The sequence below is a fragment of the Litoribaculum gwangyangense genome (assembly GCF_039543505.1).
Taxonomy (GTDB): Bacteria; Bacteroidota; Bacteroidia; order Flavobacteriales; family Flavobacteriaceae; genus Litoribaculum; species Litoribaculum gwangyangense.
Genome location: NZ_BAABJW010000002.1, coordinates 484413 through 506473 on the forward strand (window position 1 = coordinate 484413; position 22061 = coordinate 506473).

Sequence of the window (22061 nt, forward strand, 5' to 3'; positions counted from 1 at the left end):
TAAACAAAAACGCAACCAAATTTGGTTGCGTTTCTTATATAATTAATTTTTCTATTATTTAGGCATTCACATCTTGTTTTTTAACAGCTAATGAGTAGATTACCAAACCGAAACCAATTTTATTTATGGCGTCTGCAATGTTGTAAGCCACATCAATATTACCAGCAGGGATCATACTATTGTACCAACCATCGGTACCCATCATGTAACCTAATGGATAGATAGCCCAACCAACTAGCACAAACCAACACAATATCTTGTGTGCTTTTAACACATCTCCACCAGCAGCAACTGCCAATTTTTTGGCACTTCCTAACCAAATTTCATAAACGATTACGAAATAAGCCACACCAGAAATAGCACCCCACAAAGCAGCTTGATCTGTAAATACAGCTTCTCCGAAATAACCTGTGACTAACATGATAACAGATAACCCTATCATCTTCCACATTAAAGAAGTTTTAGCACCTGCAACTTTTAGAATTAAATAAAATTCAACACACATTAATGGAACCGTTAAAATCCAATCTACATATCTAAAGAATGTAGGCGATTCCATGTTTGCAGCCCAATAATCTCTCATGTAGAAATAATGAACTGCCGCAATGAAAGTAATTAGTCCTGAAACTAATACAGAGGTTCTCCACTTTTTATCGAATTGATTTAAAGATAAAAAGAAAAATGCTGATGCAGCCATCATAGCCATGCAGCCAACAAAGAAAGTAAAACCAACATAGTCGGTTGGATCCAGTTTAGACGTAATGTCCAATAATAATAAATTTTTCATAACAATTATTTAAATGATTAATTTTGTTTAATCAAATTTAAAAAAAATTAAACAATTAAATTACTATTTAATCAATTATTTTACTATAATTTTGTGAAATACTTATTTTCAATGGATAAAATATATAATATCTCAATATTCTTAAGTTTTGTAGGGTTATGGATTACTTCCTACTTAACGGGGACAATTGAAGTTGTTTTGGGCTTTATTTTAATTTTTTCCTTCGGAATCTTACACGGGTCTAATGATATTTTACTTATAAACACCTTATCAAAATCAAAACAAAAACACAGCTATTTAAAAGTATTGGCAATATATCTATTAACTATTTTTCTTGCTGTAACAGTTTTTTACTTTATACCATTATTTGCATTATTACTGTTTGTTGCTTTTAGTGCTTTTCATTTTGGAGAGCAACACATGGAAAATAAAAACCTCAATCTGCATAAATCCATTCTTAATATTTTCTACTTCGTTTATGGACTATTGGTTTTGCAAATTTTATTCATTTTAAACACAAGTGAAGTTTTAGAAATCATTGAATCAATTGCGAATTATAGTATAACAAAGGGTATTATTGAATTTTCATTCATAAGCACTTTAGTAGCTTTTTTAATTATTTCAACCTATGTAATGATTTTTTCAAAAACCTATCGTGCTTTATTTTTAAAAGAAATATTTTATCTAGTTATTTTCACAATCATATTTAATGTATCCACACTAATTTGGGGTTTTACTATTTACTTTATTTTTTGGCATAGCATTCCTTCCCTATTTGAGCAGGTTTCTTTCATTTATAAAGAGTTTAACACCAAAACCATTTTAAAGTATTGTATAAAGGCCTTACCTTATTGGATTATGTCATTAATTGGAATTAGTATTGTTTTTTATATTTTAAAAGATGACAAAATGTTTTATGCCATTTTCTTTTCTTTTATTGCTGCTGTTACGTTTCCTCATGCCCTAGTTATAAATAAAATGTTTTTACATAAAAAAGCGCAATCAAGTAAATGATTGCGCTTTTTTAATTAAATAGTTTTCTGTTATTTTACCTCTTCGAAATCTACATCTTCTACATCACTGCCTTCTGCTTGACCATTTTGGGTTGCATCAGGTCCTGGAGCCTCTGCCCCACCTTGTTGAGCTTCAGCTTGGGCTTTGTACATTTCTTCACTGGCTACTTTCCAAGCTTCATTAATTTTATTTAAAGCTGGCTCTATAACTGCCAAATCTTTAGACTCATAAGCTTTTTTCAATTCTTCTAAGGCTTCTTGAATCGGTTTCTTTTTATCATCAGATAACTTATCACCAAACTCTTCCAATTGCTTTTCTGTTTGGAAAATCATAGAATCTGCTTCGTTCAATTTTTGAGCAGTTTCTGCGGCTTTTTTATCGGCCTCGGCATTAGCTTCAGCATCCGCTTTCATTTTTTGGATTTCTTCTTCAGTCAATCCAGATGAGGCTTCAATTCTGATATCTTGTTTTTTACCAGTCGCTTTATCTTCTGCTGATACTTTGATGATACCATTGGCATCAATATCAAAAGTTACTTCAATTTGAGGCGTTCCACGTCGGGCTGGTGGAATACCATCTAAGTGGAAACGACCAATAGTTTTATTATCGGCTGCCATAGCTCTTTCTCCTTGTAAAACATGTATTTCTACGGAAGGCTGATTATCTGCAGCTGTTGAGAATACTTGTGATTTTTTGGTAGGAATTGTTGTATTAGCTTCAATTAATTTAGTAAATACATTACCCATGGTTTCAATACCCAATGATAATGGTGTTACATCCAATAGCAATACATCTTTAACATCTCCTGTTAATACACCTCCTTGTATAGCAGCTCCTAGCGATACTACTTCATCTGGATTCACACCTTTACTTGGTGCTTTTCCAAAGAAATCTTCAACTGCTTTTTGTACTGCAGGAATTCTAGTAGAACCACCTACTAAAATAATTTCATCAATGTCACTTTTACTTAAACCAGCTGCTTTTAAGGCAGATGAACAAGGCTCAATAGTACGTTTTACCAAATCATCTATTAGTTGTTCAAATTTAGAACGTGTTAAAGTACGTACTAAGTGTTTTGGTCCACTAGCGGTTGCGGTAATGTAAGGTAAATTGATTTCTGTTTGCGCAGAAGATGACAACTCTATTTTAGCTTTCTCAGCCGCTTCTTTTAAACGTTGCAAAGACATAGGATCTTTTCTCAAATCCATACTTTCTTCAGCTTGAAACTCATCTGCCAACCAATTGATGATTTTTTCATCTACATCATCACCACCTAAATGGGTATCACCATCAGTTGATAATACTTCAAAAACACCATCACCCAATTCAAGAATGGAAACATCGTGTGTACCACCACCAAAGTCAAAAACCACTATTTTTTGGTCTTTACCTTTTTTATCTAAACCATAGGCCAACGCCGCGGCAGTAGGCTCATTAATAATTCGCTCTACTTTTAAACCGGCAATTTCACCAGCTTCTTTAGTAGCTTGACGCTGACTGTCATTAAAATATGCTGGTACAGTGATTACCGCACGAGATACAGAGGTTCCTAAATAATCTTCAGCAGTTTTCTTCATTTTTTGAAGAATCATAGCCGATAATTCTTGGGGCGTATATAAACGACCGTCAATATCTACACGTGGGGTATCATTATCACCTTTTACTACCTTATAAGGCACACGCTCTGCTTCTTTTTTTGATTCAGAATATTTATTACCCATAAAACGTTTAATAGAATAAACCGTTTTTGTTGGGTTAGTTACGGCTTGTCTTTTAGCTGGGTCACCAACTTTAATTTCGCCTCCTTCAACAAAAGCAATTACAGATGGTGTGGTTCTTTTACCTTCAGCATTAGGAATAACTACCGGCTCATTACCTTCCATTACAGAAACGCAAGAGTTAGTTGTTCCCAAATCGATTCCAATAATTTTACTCATAATATATTTTTTTATTGTGTTGAATGTTCATTTTATGATTCGGAATACTTAAGTCAATCTTTATGCCAAGACAAAAATACTGACACAGTGTCAGCTACTAACCAAACCATACGATTTTACTGATAAGTTATTCCAAATGAAAAAGAATTAGCTGTAGTAAAAAAATCGAAGAACTAAAAAAACAATTTATATTTGTTTCAAATTACAATTGTATAAAGATGGAGTGTATTTCTGTTTTTGATATGTTAAAAATAGGCATTGGCCCATCTAGTTCACATACCCTCGGCCCCTGGCGAGCTGCCGAACGCTGGATTAAAGAATTAAAAGAGACTAATAAATTTCATAAAGTTGAGAGCATTACAGTTGATTTGTTTGGTTCGCTTTCGTTAACAGGGAAAGGACATGCCACAGATTATGCAGTGATGTTAGGTTTAAGCGGTGCTAACCCAGAAACCATTCCAACAGATGATATTCCAAACATTATTTTAAAAATTAAAAGCACTAATATTATAAGCTTTAATAATGAAAAAGCGCTTTCTTTTAACCCAGAAAAAAACATTGTCTTCAATAGAAAATTTCTGCCATTCCATTCTAATGCCATTCAGTTTTCAGCAATTATTAATGGAAGAAATTTAAAATCGACCTACTACTCTATTGGTGGTGGCTTCGTGGTACAAGAAGAAAGAAAAATTTCCAAAGCCAATAAAATCATTTTCTACTGTACATTTCCTTATCCCATAGAGACTGGCCATGACCTTTTAAAATACTGTAATGAGCTAAATAAATCAATATCAGAAGTTGTATTAGAAAACGAAAAATCAATCCGTCCCATAGAAACCATTGATTTTGAGCTTCATCGTATTTGGAATACCATGTTAGAATGCATTTACATAGGATGCCATACTGAAGGGAACTTGCCAGGAGGTTTAAATGTTAGAAGGAGAGCCTATGACACTTACCAAACACTAAAAGGAGATATTCCATACCATTCTCCTCAAGAGTGGCTGGAAACCATTAGGAAAACTGAGGTTAAATTTAGACAGATATTAAAATGGGTAAGCTGTTTTGCCTTGTCCATAAACGAAGTTAATGCGTCTTTAGGGCGCGTTGTTACTGCTCCTACCAATGGAAGTGCAGGCGTTATACCTGCCGTTTTAATGTATTATTTGGTTATCGAAAACCATAAGGCGGATTTTAACCACATAAAACAGTTTTTACTTGTGGCTGGCGAAATTGGTAGCATCTTCAAAAAAGGGGCAACCATTAGTGCTGCCATGGGAGGGTGTCAAGCTGAAATTGGAGTATCATCCTCCATGGCAGCTGCCGCTTTATGCGAACTCCTGGGCGGTACTCCCGAACAAGTATTGGTAGCTGCTGAAATAGCTATGGAACACCATTTAGGTTTAACTTGCGACCCTATTGGCGGTTTAGTACAAATTCCTTGCATTGAAAGAAATGCTATGGGTGCCATAAAAGCCATTAATGCCGCAGAAATGGCTTTGGATACCAATCCTAAAAATGTAAAAGTGCCCTTGGACAAAGTGATTTCCACGATGTGGGAAACCGCTAAAGATATGAATACTAAATATAAAGAAACTTCAGAGGGCGGTTTAGCTGTTGGTGTAAATTTGTCGGATTGTTAAACTTACATTATTGAGAATACACCTTGTTTTCAATTATTTTAATTGTAACAAATTTGTTTTACTACTTTTGTTATCTATAACTTAAACTAAGTACATATGTCCGTAGCCAAAAAAGAATACAAGCGCATTACCGTTAAAACATTAGTGGATATGAAAGCTAATGGTGAAAAAATATCTATGTTAACCGCATATGACTATACCATGGCAAAAATTGTAGATGGTGCTGGTATCGATGTTATTCTTGTTGGTGATTCTGCAAGTAATGTCATGGCAGGACATGAAACCACATTACCCATTACTTTAGACCAAATGATTTATCATGCATCTTCTGTAATACGTGCTATAGATAGAGCTTTAGTAGTGGTCGATTTACCTTTTGGTAGTTACCAAAGTGATCCAAAGGAAGCCCTACGTTCTGCCATAAGAATCATGAAAGAGAGTGGTGCACATTCTGTAAAACTTGAAGGCGGTAAAGAAATAAAGGAATCTATTAAACGCATCCTAAATGCAGGTATTCCTGTTATGGGCCATTTAGGATTAACTCCGCAATCTATTTACAAATTTGGGACTTATACTGTTAGAGCTAAAGAAGAACAAGAAGCCTTAGACTTAATTGAAGATGCCAAAATGTTAGAACGCATTGGTTGTTTCGCCATTGTCTTGGAAAAAATACCTGCTAAATTAGCAAAACAAGTAGCCAAAAGCGTATCTATACCCATTATTGGTATTGGTGCGGGTAATGGTGTAGACGGACAGGTTTTAGTACTTCATGATATGTTGGGAATGACCCACGAATTTAATCCGCGTTTTTTACGTAGGTATTTGACTTTATTTGAAGAAATGACTAAGGCCATTTCTCAATATGTTGAAGATGTAAAAAATGTGGATTTCCCAAATGAAAATGAGCAGTATTAATAGTTAATTACTATTAGCTTTTGATATAAAATATTTGACTATTTAGTGGCAGAAAAAATTATTTCCAACAAAAATAACCTTCAAATTTTATTTGAAGATAACCATATAATTGTTGTTAACAAACGTGCTGGTGATATTGTCCAAGGTGATAAAACCGGGGACAAACCCTTGAGTAATGTTGTGAAAAGCTATATAAAAGACACTTACAAAAAGCCAGGAAATGTGTATTTAGGGACGGTACATAGACTAGACAGACCAACCACTGGTCTTGTTATTTTTGCTAAAACTAGTAAAGCACTCCCTAGGTTGAATAAATTATTCCTTTCAAAAGACATTAAAAAAACCTATTGGGCCATTGTAAAAAATCAACCACCAAAAAAGGAAGATACGTTATTACATTGGCTTAAAAAAAATCCAAAAAACAATAAATCCTACACCTCTTTAAATGAAGTGGAAGGCAGTAAAAAAGGAATTCTACATTACCAAGTCTTAAAGCAATTAAATAATTATTTTTTGTTGGAGGTGAATTTAGAAACTGGCAGGCATCATCAAATACGGTCTCAATTATCCAGTATTGGTTGTCCTATTAAGGGCGATTTAAAATATGGCTTTGATAGGAGCAATAGTGATGCGAGCATTCATTTGCATGCAAGAACTATTGAGTTCATGCACCCCGTTAAAAATGAACTAGTAAAAATTACGGCACCCCTACCAAAAGACCCAGTTTGGGATGCATGCTCTTTATAATTTATTATACCTGAAAAACGTGCAAAACATTCCTGAAATATTAAAAATTCAAAAGGCTTTTTACAAATCTCAAAAAACAAAGAATCTAAACTATAGGCTTTCCATTTTAAAATCTTTAAAGAAAGAAATACTAGATAAAGAACAAGCTATTTTAGATGCCCTTTATAATGATTTCAAAAAATCAAATTTTGAAACTTTTATAAGTGAATTTGGCTTGGTTATTTCTGAATTGAATTTGGCTATCAAAAACTTAAAAAAATGGGCAAAACCCAAACGCGTTAAATCGTCACTATTAACATTTCCTTCCAAAGATTATATTTATAAAGATCCTTATGGAAACGTGTTGATAATTGCACCTTGGAATTATCCGTTTTTATTGGCTCTAGAACCTTTAATTATGGCAATAGCGGCTGGAAACACAGTCGTTTTAAAACCCAGTGAATTAACTCAAAGTACCTCAAAAATCATAACACAAATTATAAAAAATGTTTTTTTAGAGGATTTGGCAATTTCAATTGAAGGGGGCGTTGAAACATCTACGGAATTGTTAGCTCAAAAATGGGATTATATTTTTTTTACCGGAAGCACGAAAGTGGGCAAGATTGTCGCAGAAGCAGCAGCTAAAAATTTAACACCGGTAACCTTGGAGCTTGGTGGTAAATCTCCATGTATAATTGACGAAACCGTAAATTTAAATTTGGTTGCCAAACGACTGGCTTGGGGAAAATATTTTAATGGTGGGCAAACTTGTATAGCTCCTGATTATGTTATTGTGAAATCTGATATTAAAGAGAAACTTATAGATAATTTAAAAAAGGAAATTATCAAAATGTATGGCAATACTCCTGAAAAATCAAATGATTTACCCAGGATTATTAACAAAAATAATACGCTAAGGCTTAAAAAATTAATCGAAAATCAAGATGTTATTTTCGGCGGTCATATTGTTGAAGATGAAAATTATATTTCGCCTACTTTAATAAATGCCCCTAGTTTGGATAGCACTTTGATGTCTGAAGAAATTTTTGGACCCATTTTGCCCATTTTAGATTACAAAACTTATGAAGACATAGAAAGCATCATATATGGGTTAGACAAGCCTTTGTCTCTTTATATCTTTTCAAATAATAAATCGTTTGCCGATTTTATTTTAAACAGCTTTAATTTTGGTGGTGGTGTGGTTAACGATGTGTTAGTTCATTTTGGAAATCATAAATTACCTTTTGGTGGTATTGGTGGCAGTGGCATGGGACAATATCATGGAAAACATGGTTTTGATACCTTTTCCCACCATAAATCTGTAATGAAACGGGGTAATTGGATAGATCCTTCATTTCGCTATCCGCCCTACAGAGGAAAATTAAACTTGTTAAAAAAAATATTTAAGTTTTTAGGTTAATTTGGAAATGGATATTCAATAACCAATTTAACTCCTGCATTTGGTTTTGAATGCAATTGTAAATGGGCATTAATCAAAGTGGCTCTACTCTTCATATTAATTAAACCTGATCCTTTTTCAACCTCATTAATATGAAAGCCTTTACCGTCATCAGTTGCGATAATCTTTAAACTTTCCTTTTGATAATCCAACGTAATATTTAGGTTTTTAGCCTCGGAATATTTTACTGAATTTGATAAAAATTCTTGAATAATTCTGAATAAAATAATCTCATGTTTTCTGTTGGTGAATTCAATTTTGTCCCCGTCAATCTTCAATTCAGCAGACATGAATTTCATCTTTTTTAATCGATCTAATTCGTTTTGAATGGATTTTTCAAAACCAATGTTTAAAACTACTTCATTATTAAGTGTTTTGGAAAGTGCCCTGACCTCCTTTAGACTCTCCTTCAAGGCCTCTGAAGTATCCTTAAATTTATCTTTAACATCATCGGCAACTTGCATTTTTAAAATACTTAATTGCATACTTGCGAAAGATAACAGCTGCCCAATGTTATCATGCAACTCCCAGCCAATATTCTTTAAAGTTTGTTCTTGAGACTCCGTTTGGGCCAGCACGATTTCCTCCTCAAAAGCTTGTTGCTGTTTGAGTTTATCCAGAAGTAGTTTGTTCTTGCGCTTTTGAAAAACTACAAAGAAAATAATGACCAATGAGGTAATTATAATCAATACAGCAATCATGTATACTAATAAATAGCGTTCAGAAGTCGTACTAGTTAATCGTTCTGTGGTTTGCACCATATTAAAGCAAAGGTAAAGGTTGAATACATAATTAAATTAGCAAATAAATATATGTATCTTCTTAAATTTATATATGTCATGTCTCTATGTTCTCCATAAATATCGTAAAATACTATTGGTGTAATAATTAACCACCATATGAAAATAGCTCCACTGATATAAAAATTTATTGTTTTATAAAAGGTTAAAATTTTATCACTTTTCAATACTTCAAAAAAATAAAATGAAGTACATAAAAATATTATCAGAGCTCCCATGATACTAATTATTGGAAAGAATCTTGAAAAAAAATGTTCCCAATTAATTACAATACATGCTATAGAAATAATTAAAAAAATAAAACCTGAAAATTTAAGTGTCTTTCTAAATACTTCCGTTTTTAAGATTTTTCTAAAATAAAATACAAAAAAAAGTATAGCACCTATTTTCCAGTATAAAGTAGACCACCAATAGTTATTTATAAAGACGGTACTTTCAAGAAAACTTAAAATCCCATTATTTCTAATTAAAGATGTATAACTATTTGAAATATCTCCTATTGTAAGAAAACAAAGGAAAAAAATAAAATACTTCACATTACTAAGCTTATAACTCTTTAATAGTAAAATACCCGTTAATGCAGCTAAAAATTCAATTGCATAAGTTAATAAAGAATAGTTTTTAATTAAAAAGTCATCGGTCATGATTATTGAGGGTAACCATTTGGTCCACCAGTTCCATCATTTAATGGATCAGTAGGCAAATCCTCGTCACCTTTTTGTGCATAAAATAAACTCATACTAGCCTCAGATGTCTTTTTTTTGCCAGTTGGAACAATAAACATGGTAGACAAATCTTTTTTAGCCTGTCCTGCATTTTTGCCATAAACCCCTAAGTAAATGCGAATGCCTGTCATGTCATAACCTAAGCTGTCAGATTCAGCTTTTGCATAAGCTAAGTAATTCTCAATAACATCCAACGACCAATATGTTGATCTGTCATCTTGGTTTCTCCCCTGTTTTTTAGCTGCTGAATCTACCGCCGATTTTCTAAAGTCTGTCCAATTTTTGTTTAACTCTTTGGCCTCATTAACTGTAATAACACCTTTAGGCTTAACAATTTTGAGTCCCATTTCTTCTCCAACATGACGTGGACAGAAATAATAAGTTAAAACCGCTCCAATAATAAACCCTAAAATAATGTAAGTTAGTTTTCTCATTTATATGTTAATTTAGTTAATATTAGCTCCTCTAAAATAGTAAAAAGATTTAATTATTGTAAGGCTATCTGTATAAATACCCAATTGATTATGTAGGAAACCCTAACATACTTCCCATACCTACTGTAAATAACCAACAACCATAGACAGCATGCTCAATTGACACTAATAGGGTTGATTGAGTTTTTTTGAAAGTTATCGCAAACAAAATACCACCTAAAAAAGTCAAAATCATCACCAATGAGTTTTTGAAAAAAATATGTGCCCATGAGAACAGCATAGCATTTACTAAAATTAGAGTTCGGCTATTTTTGAAAATATCTCGGTATCTTTTAAAAAAGAAAGTTCTATAAATAATTTCTTGAGGATAAACCGAGAAAAAACTATAGACAAATAATATTATAAACCATAATTTCGGGTTGTTCTTAATTACAACAAACAACAATTCTAAATTTGATATGTAAACAAAAAGTATGGTAATTGAAGCTATGATAGAAAGTTTTACTAAGGTTTCTATCCAAAATAATTTCCAGTTTATGTTATTCACTATGATAAATTTTTCTTTTTCAACTTTCAATAAAATATAAACAACATAAAGAAAACCAAAAGCACCTAAAACCATTTTAATCCAAACAGAAAAATCGATAGCAAAACTAGCGGGTATCAGAACAAAAAGAATAAAAAATTCGTAATGTTTATAGCTCAATGAATTCATCCTAAAGGTTAATTAGTGTTGTGTGCTTGACTTCATTTATTACAAACATACTGTGAGTGCTACCAATATGGTTGATTGTGGTTAGCTTTTTAACCATAAATTCCCTAAAGGCAGCCATATCTTCAACTAAGACTTTGAGCAGATAGTCATAATCGCCACTTACATGATAACACTCTAAAACCTCATTTAGATTAGTGACTTCTTTTTCAAATTTAATTACAAAATCTTGAGAATGCTGAACGAGTTTAACATGACAAAAAACAACAAAATCCCTTTTTATTTTTGCTTTATCTACCAAAGCAACATACTTATTGATATAACCCTCTTTTTCAAGTTTTTTTATGCGCTCATAAACAGCGGTAACCGAAAGGTTAAGCTTGTTGGACAACTCCTTGTTCGTTTGTTTGCTATCAGTTTGTAAAAGTTCTAGCAAATTTTTATCGGTTTCATCAAATATCATAAATGAAAAATTTTCTTAAAATCACTCATTAACAAATAAATTAATGTAAAATTAACTAAATATTTAAATTATTTTAGTTTTATTTTCATCATATTAAAACAATCATTGTTTTTTAATCTTAAATATTAGAAATTTGAAGATTCTAAAACCTATAACATGATGCCATTTAAACCCGCAAACAATATACAGGATTTACAATATTTTGGGGAATTTGGAGGCGTAAATCCTTCCATTTCTGATTCTTCAACTTATACATTTCTATCGGCTAAAACCATGTTCGATACCTTTGAAGGCAATGCGGATGGTTGTTATTTATATTCTCGGCACTCCTCACCTTCCAATCTCTATTTAGGTGAAGCCCTAGCAGCCATGGAAGGTACCGAAACCGCCAATGTTTCGGCATCTGGTATGGGAGCTATCACGCCAGTATTATTACAATTATGCAGTGCTGGAGATCATATCGTTTCCAGTAGAACCATTTACGGCGGTACGTATGCATTTCTGAAAAATTTTATCCCGCGTTTTAATATTGAAACCTCATTTGTAGACATAACCGATTTGGAAAAAGTGGAAGCTGCCATTACAAAAAACACCAAGGTTTTGTATTGTGAATCCGTTAGCAATCCGCTTTTGGAAGTTGCCGATATTAGGGGTTTATCTCAAATTGCCAAAAAGCATGGTTTAAAATTGGTAGTAGATAATACCTTTTCGCCATTATCGATTTCACCAGCAGTTTTAGGTGCTCATGTGGTCATACATAGTTTAACAAAATTCATAAATGGCTCTAGCGATACGGTTGGTGGCGTAGTTTGTGGCACTCAAGAATTTATTAATAACTTGCGTAATGTAAATGATGGTGCCTCGATGCTCTTGGGCTCAACGATGGATAGTTTAAGAGCTGCTTCCATTTTAAAAAATTTAAGAACGCTTCATATTCGAATGCAACAACATAGCAAAAATGCGTCGTATCTTGCTGAAAAATTTGAAGCTGACGGGTTAAAAACTGTTTATCCGGGCTTAAAATCCCATCCTTCGTATGAGCTATTTAAGAGCATGATGAATCCTCAGTATGGTTTTGGCGGTATGCTAACTATCGATGTAGGAACCTTGGCCAAAGCAAACGAACTCATGGAACTCATGCAAAAAAGAAACTTGGGCTATTTGGCAGTTAGCTTAGGGTTTTATAAAACCTTATTTAGTGCTCCCGGCAGTTCTACATCTTCTGAAATTCCTGAACATGAACAAAAAGCTATGGGACTGACTGATGGGTTGATTCGATTTTCAATTGGATTGGATGCCGATATTGAAAGAACTTACCAAATGATGCGTCAATGCATGGTAGAACTTAACGTATTGTAGAACTTTTGAAAGTGATTATATACCTTTTATACGTTGCCATAAAGCCGATAAAAGGTCACCCAAACTTTCAAACTTGGGTTCAAAGGGTTTCATATTTAACCTCTCACCCTCTTTGTAAAGCCGTAGGCTAAATACTGAAGTAACAGGATTGCTATCGTCTAAAATAGGATAGCGTAAATCGTTATAGTGGTATTCATTTTCGCCTACTTTATAAATACTGTAATATTGATTGCTAAACCAAGCCAAAAGCTCAATATCTTTGTATTTGTCGGGATTTAAATCGCGTTGCTTGGGCACTTTCCTAAAATTCAAAAAACTGTTTTTGGTATCAAACAAGGAATGGTCAGCTACGAAATAATGGCTTTCCGTTTCTGCTATGCCATACCATAAAATATTATTAAAAATAGCAGGTTGCGTTGTAAAACGATTAAAAGGTATGTTGTTTTCTTTCAACGATTTATTAAAAACAGAATCAATATAGAGTTTGTTTACCAAGGTGAACAGCATATAAACGGAACTAATGCCAACCCCCATTTTCAATAAAAAGCGTCTTTTGTATGAAGTTCTATTAAAAAACATTAAAACTAACATACAAATTAAAAACGGAAATGTGTAGGCAGGATCAACTACCGCTATATTATTGAAAGCCACTCTGTAATTTGTAAAAGGCGCAAATAACTGCGTTCCATAAGGTGTAAAACAATCTAAAATAGGATGTGTGAACAAAGACAAAAACCATAGCCATAACCAATGCTTTTGGGTGGTCGTATGCAATCGTGCTCCTGTATTATAAAATTTAAACGATAACCAACCCAACACAAATGCCCCTAAAACAGAAAATAAAATAGAATGCATAAAACCCCTATGAAAAAGCATTGCATCAATTTCATTGTTATAAATCCAATTACCAACAAAAACATCTAAATCTGGAATGGTACCACCAATGGCTCCAAACAATAAGGCTTTATTGCCTATTTTCTTTCCTAAAACCGCTTCCCCACAAGCAGCTCCTAACACGATTTGGGTTAATGAATCCATATAATTATTTAAACGAATAACAAATGTAAGCAACTCTTGGCATTTGCATAGCTTCATTGAAAATCGTAACATTACAAATCAAAAAAAATATTCTGCATGGAAAGTCAAAATATCAAACCCAGAGTGCCACAAGATGAACACATTGTTGAAAACAAAGAATTAAATATTTGGGAAGCTCTCATCCCTGTTCTGGTATTAGTGGGCATGTTGGCTTACAATGTTTTTGTGTTTGGTGATGACGCTCTAAGTGGTTCTAACCAATTTATTTTGTTGCTAGGGGGCGCTGTGGCTGCTATTGTTGGTTTGTTTAACAAAGTAACCTTTAATCAAATGATTGATGAAGTAGCAGAAAACATTAAATCTACTACTGGTTCTATTTTAATATTACTTCTGGTAGGTGCTTTGGCGGGCACTTGGTTAATAAGTGGTATCATTCCCACCATGATTTATTATGGTTTACAAATTTTAAACCCTACTATATTTTTAATGTCCTGTGTTATTATTTGCGCCATTATTTCCATTGCTACTGGTAGTAGTTGGACCACTTCTGCGACCGTTGGTATTGCCCTTATTGGCATTGCAGATGCATTGGGAGTGCCTTTAGGAATGACCGCTGGCGCGATTCTTTCAGGTGCTTATTTTGGTGATAAAATCTCGCCTATGAGCGACACCACCAATTTGGCCCCTGCCATGGCGGGAACCGATTTATTTACCCATATACGGTATATGCTTAATACCACGGTTCCGACTATCATTGTGACGCTTATAGTCTTCATTATTATTGGTTTTAATTTAGATACCAGTGGAACTGCCGATACAAATGCTATTTTGAAATCCATTGAATCTTCCATAAATGTAAGCCCCTGGTTATTTGTTGTACCCGTAATCGTTATAATTTTGATTGTTAAAAAAACATCTCCTCTTATAGCCTTGTTAATTGGTACCCTTTTAGGTGGTATGGCAGCGCTTATTTTTCAACCAGATATTGTAACGTCTATTGGAGGCGGAGCACAATTGGATTTTACTACTGGTTATAAAGGCATTATGAATGCCATTACTATTGACACCTCCATACCTACCGACAATGAAGCATTGCAAGATTTATTCAAATCTGGTGGGATGGCAAAAATGTTGGGAACCATATGGCTTATTTTATGCGCTATGACTTTTGGTGGCATTATGGATGCTATTGGTGCCTTAACAACCATTAGCAAAGCCCTATTAAAGTTGTTCCATACCACATTTGGGTTGTTTGCAAGTACCGTGGCGAGTTGTTTAGCGTTAAATGTAACGGCTAGCGACCAATATTTAGCCATTGTTGTTCCTGGAAAAATGTATGCCAAAGCGTTTAAAGAAAAAGGCTTGGCACCAGAAAACTTGAGTAGAACTTTAGAGGATAGCGGTACCGTAACCTCGGTTTTAGTACCTTGGAACACCTGTGGAGCTTACCAAAGTGGGGTTTTAGGGGTAGATACCTTACATTATGCGGGATATGCTATTTTTAACTGGTTAAGCCCCTTTACTACCTTGCTTTTTGCAGCGTTTAGAATAAAAATTAAAATGTTAAGAGATAAGTAAAATTTAGTTTTTTAAATGAAATTTGACTTTGAAAAAAATAAACTAATGTCGTTAACGTCAGGAAAAAGTCATCAAGCAGACTCGTTTTATTGAATTTAAATAGGCTTCAAAAATTACTTAAGTCAAAAGGCTAACTATGGCATCAAAATCTTTTTCCTTGGCATAATCCAAAGCGGTTTTTCCATTGTTATCTTTAATAGTTTTATCGGCGTTATGTTTTAGTAAAAGTTGAACACTATCTAGCTTATTATACATTGAAGAAAAAATTATTGCCGTTGCTCCTTGGTTATTTACAGCATTTATGTTGGCACCTTTTTCAATTAAAAAGCTAGCCAATGGCACATTCCCTTTAAAACATACGCCTATTAAAGCAGTATTACCCGAAGCATCTTGGGCATCGAGAGGTGCTTGGTGTTCAATCAATAATTTTGCCATCGCTTCTTTGTCAAAATAAGTAGCGAAGATTAAAGGTGTAAATCCTCTTCCATCTTTAGCATTTACCAAATTAGGATTTCTTTTTAATTGTAGTTCAAGATTGGCAGTATTTCCTGATTGGATGGTGTTAAAAAACAATTCGGTCTCGTTCATTTTGGTTGTTTTAAAAGTTAAAAAAGAGGCCATCATAAAAAAAATGATAGCCTCTTAATTCCTAATACCTATTAATCAATTCTATATTAATTTATTTTAAATCGAATCTATCAGCATTCATGACTTTAGTCCAAGCCGCAACGAAGTCTTTTACAAATTTTTCCTCGGCATCATCTGCTGCATACACTTCGCATACAGCTCTCAGCTCTGTATTAGAACCAAAGATTAAGTCTGCACGAGTTCCGGTAAATTTCACTTCACCCGTTCTACGGTCTCTACCTTCAAAATACGTTTCGTCTTCTGAAGTAGCGCTCCATGTGTAAGTCATATCCACTAAATTCTTAAAGAAATCATTAGTAAGATGTCCAACATTATCCGTGAACACACCATGTTTAGAACCATCGTAGTTTGCACCAAGTACACGCATACCACCCACAAGAACGGTCATTTCAGGAATCGACAAAGCCATTAAATTAGCTTTATCAACCAATAAATCTTCAGCTTTTAAATCTAAGTTAGGATTCACATAATTTCTAAAGCCATCACCTAAAGGTTTTAAATAGTTGAATTGTTCTATGTCCGTTTGTTCTTGGGTAGCGTCTCCTCTACCTGGAGCAAATGGAACGGAAATATCGTGCCCCGCATTGCTTGCTGCTTCTTCAATGGCCGCAGTACCAGCCAGCACAATTAAATCTGCCATAGAAACAGTTCCTTTGAATTCTTTCTGAATACCTTCAAGAACATGAAATACTTTATCCAATTCCTCAGGATTATTTACTTTCCAACTTCTTTGAGGTTCTAACCTTAAACGAGCGCCATTGGCACCACCACGCTTATCTGAATCTCTATAAGTAGAAGCCGATGCCCAAGCAGTTCTTACCAATTCTGGAATACTCAACCCTGAAGCTAAAATCATTTTCTTTAATGAAGTAATTTCAGCATCACTTAATTTATAATCAACTTTAGGAATTGGGTCTTGCCAAATTAACTCTTCTTTTGGAACTTCTGGACCTAAATATCGATCAATTGGTCCCATGTCGCGATGCGTTAGTTTATACCAAGCACGAGCAAAGGCATCTTCAAATGCTTTATGGTCTTTATGGAATTTTTTAGAAATTTCTAAATAGTTTGGATCGGTTTTTAACGCGATATCAGCTGTTGTCATCATTAAAGCTTGTTTCCCATTTGGGTCTCCAGCCTTAGGCGCCATGCGAGCATGTGATTCAGCAGTTGGTGTCCATTGGTGAGCACCCGCTGGACTCTTTGTCAATTCCCAATCGTAATTTAAAAGCACATCAAAATAATCGGCATCCCATTGCGTTGGGTTAGGCGTCCATGCACCTTCAATGCCACTAGTAATGGTATCATCTAAAACACCACTTTTATAGGTGTTTTTCCAACCTGTACTCATTTCTGCCATAGGCGCACCATGAGGCTCCGGACCTACATATTTACCTGGATCTGCGGCACCATGGGCTTTCCCGAAAGTATGACCTCCAGCAATTAATGCAACGGTTTCTTCATCATTCATGGCCATACGCCCAAATGTTTCTCTTACGTCTTTGGCAGAACCTATAGGATCTGGTTTCCCATCGGGACCTTCTGGGTTTACGTAAATCCAACCCATCATTACAGCAGCTAGGGGATCTTCTAAGTCACGGGTTTGATAATCACCACTATTTCCGTAACGATTCTCATTGGCTCCCCATTCCGTTTCACTTCCCCAGTATACGTCTTGCTCAGGTTCCCAAATATCTTCTCTTCCTCCTGCGAAACCAAACGTTGGGAATCCCATAGATTCCAAAGCCACATTACCTGCTAATATCATTAAATCTGCCCAAGAAATTTTATTGCCATATTTCTTTTTTATAGGCCATAATAACAATCTTGCTTTGTCTAAGTTACCATTATCTGGCCAGCTGTTAATAGGTGCAAAACGTTGATTACCAGTACCAGCGCCTCCTCTACCATCACCAACTCTATAGGTTCCCGCACTATGCCAAGCCATTCTAATCATAAAACCTCCATAATGTCCATAATCTGCTGGCCACCAATCTTGAGAATCTGTCATCAACTTGGTTAAATCTTGTTTTAATTCATCGTAGTTAATGCTATTGAACGCTTTCGCGTAATCAAAGTCTTCACCAAGCGGATTTGATTTGGTTGCATGTTGTCTTAAAATATTTAATTTTAGTTCGTTTGGCCACCAATCTCTGTTCTTTACACCGCCTCCTCCAACAGTTTGTTGTTTACCACTTAAAAAGGGGCATTTGCTTGCATCTGAATCGTTAAGATCAAAAGTTTTACTATCCATTATAAACGTTGTTTTTTAATTTTAGAATAACGTAAAAATACGAATAACCAAGAGAAAAAACCATAATCATAACATCTTAATAAATTATATTGTAATTGATAAAACTTATGACAAAACGAAAATCAATAAACTCAAACGATAATAGGCTCTGAATAAATTTGGCTAAATTTTAATAAATGTAGTGTAAGGTTAAAATCATTTATTACTATTTTTATCAAAAATTTAAAAATTTTAAAATGGCACAAATAACATTAGGAGGAAACCCCGTAGAAACCTCTGGAAGCTTACCTGAGATTGGATCGAAAATCCCTAATTTTGAATTGGTAGCAATCGATCTTTCAACCAAAACACTTAATGATTACAAGGGTAGTAATTTAATATTGAATATTTTTCCAAGTGTGAATACAGGGATCTGTTCTGCCTCAGTAAGACAATTTAATACTGAAGCTAATGAACTGGAAAACACAAAAATATTATGTATTTCAAGGGACTTGCCTTTTGCACAAGACCAATTTTGTGCTGCAGAAGGTCTAGAAAATGTAGTTATGTTATCAGATTTTAAAACTGGTAAGTTTGGTAAAGATTATGGACTGATAATGACAAGTGGTGGTTTTGATAGTTTACATTCAAGATGCGTTATTGTCGCAGATTCCAAAGGAACCGTACTATATACAGAACAAGTTCCTGAAATAGCCCAAGAACCAAATTATAAAGCCGCTTTAGAGGCCTTGTATTCATAGAATGCTTAATGACTAAAAAAGAATCCTTTTTAAAAAATCGCCTTAAAAGTGTTGGATATGCTTTTAAAGGTGCCATTTTGTTATTAAAAACTGAAGCCAGTATCAAAATTCAGTTCGTTATAGCCATCATTTTAACCTTAATGGGATTCTTTTTTAATATTTCTTACACCGAATGGATTATCCAATTTTTAGCTATTGGTTTGGTTATGAGTATTGAAGGTCTAAATACAGCTGTGGAAGAAATTGCAAACTTTATTCACCCAGAGCATCACAACAAAATAGGACTCATAAAAGACATTGCTGCTGGTGCCGTATTTATAGCATCCATTTTTGCGTCTATTATTGGCTTAATCATATATCTACCAAAGATTTTTTAAAATACTAATCGCTCTAGGATTAACGTTAGTAATTTGTATTTTTGTTTAAACTAAAAAACATTAATGGCTAAAAGCAAAACCAAGACTAAAAGAGACCCTAGAAAAAAATTTAAACTCCCTAGTTTTAAGCTATCTAGCCAACAAAAATTGGTTTTAGGAAGCTTTCTAGTTATCTTTGGCCTGATACTTTTTATCGCTTTTGTATCATTCTTTTTTACAGGTGAAGCAGACCAAAGTAGTTTATCCAACTTTACTTCTCGTGACATAAAAACCCAGAACTGGTTAAGTAAATCAGGGGCTTGGCTCAGTGATTTTTTTATTCAGCGAGGTTTTGGCATGGCATCGTTTATATTTTCTGGACTCATTTTTATATCTGGAGTATATGTGCTAATGAACCTCAATAAATCAAAACTTAGAAAGCATTGGTTTTGGGGTATTTTGATTGTTATATGGTTATCCGTTTTTTTTGGTTTTTTCAAAGATGAGAATGACATTTTGGGAGGTACCATTGGTTTTGAGGTAAATTCATTTTTGCAAGATTACATCGGTAAAATAGGAACTTCTCTATTATTGCTATTTGGTTTAATAACCTATTTAGCAATTCGTTTCAAAGTGACATTTGAGAGTTTTACGCATCTTTTTAAATCGGCAAAGAATAATATTAAAGATGAATTTTCAGGACTAGATGACGAGAACATAGTTTCATTTGACAATAATTTATCCGACGAGGCTGAAGCTATCAAATCTGCCTTTGACCTATCAGATGACACCAATAACGCTTCAGAAACAAAATCGTCAAAAATAACACCCGTAGAGTTTGAAGTTTCTACTAAAGATATAGATGAGGATTTAGATATTGAAATGGAAGTTGAAAAAGTATCTGAAGAACTATCAGAAAAGGATAACCTTGCTAATAAATTGGTTGAAGATTTTGGATTATTTGATCCTACTTTAGAATTGGCTAAATATCAATTTCCGCCGCTAGATTTGCTCAAAAAATATGATTCTGAAGGGATTCAAATTAATCAAGAAGAATTAGAGGAGAATAAAAATAAAATTGTCGAAACCCTTAAAAACTATAGTATTGGCATTGCCAGCATCAAAGCTACTATTGGGCCCACTGTAACGCTTTACGAAATTGTGCCTGATGCCGGTATAAGGATTTCAAAAATAAAAAACTTAGAAGATGATATTGCGCTTTCTCTGGCAGCTTTAGGCATTCGTATAATAGCACCCATACCAGGCAAGGGAACTATAGGTATAGAGGTTCCAAACAAAAACGCAACCATTGTATCGATGCGTTCGGTGATTGCCTCTAAAAAATTCCAGAGTTCAGAAATGCAACTTCCTATAGCTTTGGGTAAAACCATTAGCAATGAAACCTTTGTCGTAGATTTAGCGAAAATGCCTCATTTATTAATGGCTGGTGCTACAGGGCAAGGAAAATCAGTTGGATTAAATGCCGTATTAACATCCTTACTTTATAAAAAACACCCTGCTGAAGTAAAGTTTATTTTAGTAGATCCCAAGAAGGTAGAACTTACCCTTTTCAATAAAATAGAGCGACATTATTTAGCGAAACTCCCTGATAGTGAGGAGGCCATTATTACTGATAACAACAAGGTAATCAATACATTAAACTCTCTTTGTATTGAAATGGACAATCGCTACGAACTTCTTAAAAACGCTATGTGCAGAAACATAGCAGAGTATAATGTGAAGTTTAAAGCGCGGAAATTAAATCCGAACGAAGGTCATCAATTTTTACCGTATATTATTTTGGTTGTTGATGAGTTTGCAGATTTAATCATGACTGCAGGTAAAGAAGTAGAAACACCTATTGCTCGTTTAGCTCAATTGGCTAGAGCCATTGGTATCCATTTAATTATTGCGACACAACGCCCATCTGTAAACGTTATCACAGGGATTATTAAAGCTAATTTTCCTGCACGAATCGCCTTTAGGGTAACTTCAAAAATCGATTCTCGAACTATTTTAGATAGTTCGGGAGCCGATCAACTTATAGGTAGAGGAGACATGCTATTTACTCAAGGTAATGATGTCATTCGTGTGCAATGTGCTTTCGTAGATACACCTGAAGTAGAAAAGATAACAGAGTTTATTGGCTCGCAAAAAGCCTACCCAGATGCTTACATGTTGCCAGAATATATTGGCGAAGAAAGTGGCACAAGTCTTGATATAGACATATCGGACAGAGACAAACTCTTTAAAGAAGCAGCGGTGGTGATAGTAACGGCTCAACAAGGTTCTGCCTCCTTATTACAACGCAAATTGAAATTAGGTTACAACAGAGCTGGTAGGTTGATTGATCAATTAGAAGCTGCTGGTATAGTTGGACCATTTGAAGGTAGTAAAGCTAGGCAAGTATTGGTTTCAGATTTAACAGCCTTGGACAAACTTTTAGAAGATGAAATTTAATTTAACACAAAAC

Annotated in this window: 20 protein-coding genes; 10 read left to right on the top strand and 10 right to left on the bottom strand. The window is 34.2% G+C overall.

Annotated features, from left to right (window positions below):
* Positions 1-58: 58 nt before the first annotated feature.
* A complete protein-coding gene (locus ABD963_RS07720) occupies positions 59-787 on the bottom strand; it encodes a bacteriorhodopsin-like (protein WP_345276373.1) in 729 nt (242 codons plus the stop codon).
* A 111-nt stretch (positions 788-898) separates the two neighbouring features.
* On the opposite strand from ABD963_RS07720, the gene ABD963_RS07725 reads away from it, so the two are divergent.
* Complete coding sequence (locus ABD963_RS07725; RefSeq protein WP_345276374.1) at positions 899-1801, top strand: Brp/Blh family beta-carotene 15,15'-dioxygenase; 903 nt, start codon at positions 899-901, stop codon at positions 1799-1801.
* 29 nt (positions 1802-1830) lie between these two features.
* On the opposite strand, the gene dnaK is transcribed toward ABD963_RS07725, so the two are convergent.
* On the bottom strand, positions 1831-3738 hold the full coding sequence (gene dnaK, locus ABD963_RS07730; RefSeq protein WP_345276375.1) for a molecular chaperone DnaK: 1908 nt from the start codon (positions 3736-3738) through the stop codon (positions 1831-1833).
* 218 nt (positions 3739-3956) lie between these two features.
* On the opposite strand from dnaK, the gene ABD963_RS07735 reads away from it, so the two are divergent.
* The 4 genes from ABD963_RS07735 (at position 3957) to ABD963_RS07750 (ending at position 8442) form a co-directional block, all read left to right on the top strand.
* Positions 3957-5381 carry an L-serine ammonia-lyase gene (locus ABD963_RS07735; protein ID WP_345276376.1) on the top strand — a complete coding sequence of 475 codons (1425 nt, stop codon included), beginning with the start codon at positions 3957-3959 and terminating at the stop codon, positions 5379-5381.
* A 96-nt stretch (positions 5382-5477) separates the two neighbouring features.
* On the top strand, positions 5478-6296 hold the full coding sequence (gene panB, locus ABD963_RS07740; RefSeq protein ID WP_345276377.1) for a 3-methyl-2-oxobutanoate hydroxymethyltransferase: 819 nt from the start codon (positions 5478-5480) through the stop codon (positions 6294-6296).
* A gap of 45 nt (positions 6297-6341) precedes the next feature.
* Positions 6342-7043, top strand: a complete 702-nt coding sequence (locus ABD963_RS07745; protein WP_345276378.1) for an RluA family pseudouridine synthase — start codon at positions 6342-6344, stop codon at positions 7041-7043.
* A 19-nt stretch (positions 7044-7062) separates the two neighbouring features.
* Positions 7063-8442: an aldehyde dehydrogenase gene (locus tag ABD963_RS07750; protein ID WP_345276379.1), complete on the top strand. Its 1380-nt coding sequence runs from the start codon at positions 7063-7065 to the stop codon at positions 8440-8442.
* Here the strand turns inward: ABD963_RS07750 and ABD963_RS07755 are convergent.
* From ABD963_RS07755 to ABD963_RS07775, 5 genes are all read right to left on the bottom strand, one after another.
* Positions 8439-9242 (bottom strand): sensor histidine kinase, encoded by an 804-nt coding sequence (locus ABD963_RS07755; RefSeq protein WP_345276380.1) that lies wholly within the window; start codon positions 9240-9242, stop codon positions 8439-8441. The two genes, ABD963_RS07750 and ABD963_RS07755, sit on opposite strands and share 4 nt — an antisense overlap.
* Entirely contained in the window at positions 9218-9925 is a 708-nt protein-coding gene (locus ABD963_RS07760) for a hypothetical protein (RefSeq protein ID WP_345276381.1), read from the bottom strand. Before ABD963_RS07760 ends, ABD963_RS07755 begins: the two co-directional genes overlap by 25 nt.
* 2 nt (positions 9926-9927) lie before the next feature.
* A complete protein-coding gene (locus ABD963_RS07765; RefSeq protein ID WP_345276382.1) occupies positions 9928-10440 on the bottom strand; it encodes a hypothetical protein in 513 nt (170 codons plus the stop codon).
* Positions 10441-10528: 88 nt separating this feature from the next.
* Positions 10529-11155: a CPBP family glutamic-type intramembrane protease gene (locus ABD963_RS07770; protein ID WP_345276383.1), complete on the bottom strand. Its 627-nt coding sequence runs from the start codon at positions 11153-11155 to the stop codon at positions 10529-10531.
* 1 nt (position 11156) lies between these two features.
* Positions 11157-11615 (bottom strand): Lrp/AsnC family transcriptional regulator, encoded by a 459-nt coding sequence (locus ABD963_RS07775; RefSeq protein WP_345276384.1) that lies wholly within the window; start codon positions 11613-11615, stop codon positions 11157-11159.
* A 159-nt stretch (positions 11616-11774) separates the two neighbouring features.
* Here ABD963_RS07775 and ABD963_RS07780 point away from each other — a divergent pair, with 159 nt between their 5' ends.
* Positions 11775-12974 (top strand): aminotransferase class I/II-fold pyridoxal phosphate-dependent enzyme, encoded by a 1200-nt coding sequence (locus ABD963_RS07780; RefSeq protein ID WP_345276729.1) that lies wholly within the window; start codon positions 11775-11777, stop codon positions 12972-12974.
* A 15-nt stretch (positions 12975-12989) separates the two neighbouring features.
* Here ABD963_RS07780 and ABD963_RS07785 read toward each other — a convergent pair whose 3' ends face one another.
* Positions 12990-14012 carry a metal-dependent hydrolase gene (locus ABD963_RS07785; protein WP_345276385.1) on the bottom strand — a complete coding sequence of 341 codons (1023 nt, stop codon included), beginning with the start codon at positions 14010-14012 and terminating at the stop codon, positions 12990-12992.
* A gap of 96 nt (positions 14013-14108) precedes the next feature.
* Here ABD963_RS07785 and nhaC point away from each other — a divergent pair, with 96 nt between their 5' ends.
* Complete coding sequence (nhaC, locus tag ABD963_RS07790) at positions 14109-15590, top strand: Na+/H+ antiporter NhaC (protein ID WP_345276386.1); 1482 nt, start codon at positions 14109-14111, stop codon at positions 15588-15590.
* 117 nt (positions 15591-15707) lie between these two features.
* Here the strand turns inward: nhaC and ABD963_RS07795 are convergent, their stop codons facing one another.
* Positions 15708-16178 carry an ankyrin repeat domain-containing protein gene (locus tag ABD963_RS07795; RefSeq protein ID WP_345276387.1) on the bottom strand — a complete coding sequence of 157 codons (471 nt, stop codon included), beginning with the start codon at positions 16176-16178 and terminating at the stop codon, positions 15708-15710.
* Positions 16179-16269: 91 nt separating this feature from the next.
* Positions 16270-18492 (bottom strand): catalase/peroxidase HPI, encoded by a 2223-nt coding sequence (gene katG / locus ABD963_RS07800; protein ID WP_345276388.1) that lies wholly within the window; start codon positions 18490-18492, stop codon positions 16270-16272.
* 236 nt (positions 18493-18728) lie between these two features.
* Between katG and tpx the strand changes: the two genes are divergently transcribed.
* The 3 genes from tpx to ABD963_RS07815 all read left to right on the top strand — a co-directional run bounded on the left by tpx (position 18729) and on the right by ABD963_RS07815 (position 22048).
* Positions 18729-19232: a thiol peroxidase gene (gene tpx, locus ABD963_RS07805; protein ID WP_345276389.1), complete on the top strand. Its 504-nt coding sequence runs from the start codon at positions 18729-18731 to the stop codon at positions 19230-19232.
* 8 nt (positions 19233-19240) lie between these two features.
* Positions 19241-19609: a diacylglycerol kinase gene (locus tag ABD963_RS07810; RefSeq protein WP_345276390.1), complete on the top strand. Its 369-nt coding sequence runs from the start codon at positions 19241-19243 to the stop codon at positions 19607-19609.
* 63 nt (positions 19610-19672) lie between these two features.
* The gene (locus ABD963_RS07815) at positions 19673-22048 is read left to right on the top strand and encodes a DNA translocase FtsK (protein WP_345276391.1); all 2376 of its coding nucleotides are present in this window, start codon (positions 19673-19675) and stop codon (positions 22046-22048) included.
* Positions 22049-22061: the final 13 nt, after the last annotated feature.

What these genes read in the sequence shown, in the direction of transcription:
- ABD963_RS07720 (WP_345276373.1), bottom strand. Translation starts at nt 787, where the DNA reads ATGAAAAATTTATTATTATTGGACATTACGTCTAAACTGGATCCAACC.
- ABD963_RS07725 (WP_345276374.1), top strand. Translation starts at nt 899, where the DNA reads ATGGATAAAATATATAATATCTCAATATTCTTAAGTTTTGTAGGGTTA.
- dnaK (WP_345276375.1), bottom strand. Translation starts at nt 3,738, where the DNA reads ATGAGTAAAATTATTGGAATCGATTTGGGAACAACTAACTCTTGCGTT.
- ABD963_RS07735 (WP_345276376.1), top strand. Translation starts at nt 3,957, where the DNA reads ATGGAGTGTATTTCTGTTTTTGATATGTTAAAAATAGGCATTGGCCCA.
- panB (WP_345276377.1), top strand. Translation starts at nt 5,478, where the DNA reads ATGTCCGTAGCCAAAAAAGAATACAAGCGCATTACCGTTAAAACATTA.
- ABD963_RS07755 (WP_345276380.1), bottom strand. Translation starts at nt 9,242, where the DNA reads ATGGTGCAAACCACAGAACGATTAACTAGTACGACTTCTGAACGCTAT.
- ABD963_RS07760 (WP_345276381.1), bottom strand. Translation starts at nt 9,925, where the DNA reads ATGACCGATGACTTTTTAATTAAAAACTATTCTTTATTAACTTATGCA.
- ABD963_RS07765 (WP_345276382.1), bottom strand. Translation starts at nt 10,440, where the DNA reads ATGAGAAAACTAACTTACATTATTTTAGGGTTTATTATTGGAGCGGTT.
- ABD963_RS07770 (WP_345276383.1), bottom strand. Translation starts at nt 11,155, where the DNA reads ATGAATTCATTGAGCTATAAACATTACGAATTTTTTATTCTTTTTGTT.
- ABD963_RS07775 (WP_345276384.1), bottom strand. Translation starts at nt 11,615, where the DNA reads ATGATATTTGATGAAACCGATAAAAATTTGCTAGAACTTTTACAAACT.
- ABD963_RS07780 (WP_345276729.1), top strand. Translation starts at nt 11,775, where the DNA reads ATGCCATTTAAACCCGCAAACAATATACAGGATTTACAATATTTTGGG.
- ABD963_RS07785 (WP_345276385.1), bottom strand. Translation starts at nt 14,012, where the DNA reads ATGGATTCATTAACCCAAATCGTGTTAGGAGCTGCTTGTGGGGAAGCG.
- nhaC (WP_345276386.1), top strand. Translation starts at nt 14,109, where the DNA reads ATGGAAAGTCAAAATATCAAACCCAGAGTGCCACAAGATGAACACATT.
- ABD963_RS07795 (WP_345276387.1), bottom strand. Translation starts at nt 16,178, where the DNA reads ATGAACGAGACCGAATTGTTTTTTAACACCATCCAATCAGGAAATACT.
- katG (WP_345276388.1), bottom strand. Translation starts at nt 18,492, where the DNA reads ATGGATAGTAAAACTTTTGATCTTAACGATTCAGATGCAAGCAAATGC.
- tpx (WP_345276389.1), top strand. Translation starts at nt 18,729, where the DNA reads ATGGCACAAATAACATTAGGAGGAAACCCCGTAGAAACCTCTGGAAGC.
- ABD963_RS07810 (WP_345276390.1), top strand. Translation starts at nt 19,241, where the DNA reads ATGACTAAAAAAGAATCCTTTTTAAAAAATCGCCTTAAAAGTGTTGGA.
- ABD963_RS07815 (WP_345276391.1), top strand. Translation starts at nt 19,673, where the DNA reads ATGGCTAAAAGCAAAACCAAGACTAAAAGAGACCCTAGAAAAAAATTT.